Genomic DNA, 667 nt, shown 5'->3' with positions numbered 1-667 from the left:
GCGGTGTACTCATCAGCGGGTCCCCCCAAGCGGCAGGGTGGCCAGCACGCCGGGCACCTGCTCACGGTCCAGTCGAACCAGGCCGGCCCTGGCCTCGCGCGCCGTACGCTCCAACGCGCGCCGGGCGCCGACCAGTTCGTCGTCGCTACGCCCCGTGATCCGTACGTGCCCACTGAGGACGACCTCCTGGCTGCCGCCCCGCGCGAGGGTCAGGCTGAACGTCGTCGCCAGCACCGGCACGGCCGTCAACAGCGACACCAGGCGAGCCAGCGGCGTCGCGCTGGCACCCAACTGGGGCCACCGGCCGACCCAGTACGTGGTGTGTCGGCGGTCGTCACAGCGCCAGGTACGGGAGGTCTCCACGGTGCGCCGCGCCGGCCCGCCCGACGAGCCGCCGGACGCGGCGGCGATCGGGTTGGCGCACGCGGCGGCGGCCACGGCGGCGGTCAGCTCCGCCTCGGAGAGCACCTCCGCCTGGAAGCCGGCGCCTATCAGGCGGCTGGCCAACTGGTCGGCGGCGCGCAACAGGCTCCGCTGCGCCCCGCCCAGCCCACCGCCCCTGGCGGCGACCGCCTCCGGGCACAGCTCCGGGTCGAGCTTCAGCGCGACCCAGGTCACGCGCAGCGCGGGCGCGCCCGACTGTGCCTGCAAGGGGCCGTAGTTGCGC

General features: G+C 75.7%; 1 protein-coding gene. It reads right to left on the bottom strand.

Going from position 1 to position 667, the window contains the following annotated elements; genetic code table 11:
• Window positions 1-12: 12 nt before the first annotated feature.
• A partial coding sequence (eccE, locus tag KUM32_RS40010) for a type VII secretion protein EccE (RefSeq protein WP_217146629.1) occupies window positions 13-667 on the bottom strand: 655 nt, incomplete at its 5' end.

Source organism: Streptomyces sp. AC627_RSS907, assembly GCF_019049165.1.
The sequence above is the reverse complement of the archived record's forward strand: the minus strand, read 5'-3'. Positions and strand labels throughout refer to the sequence as shown.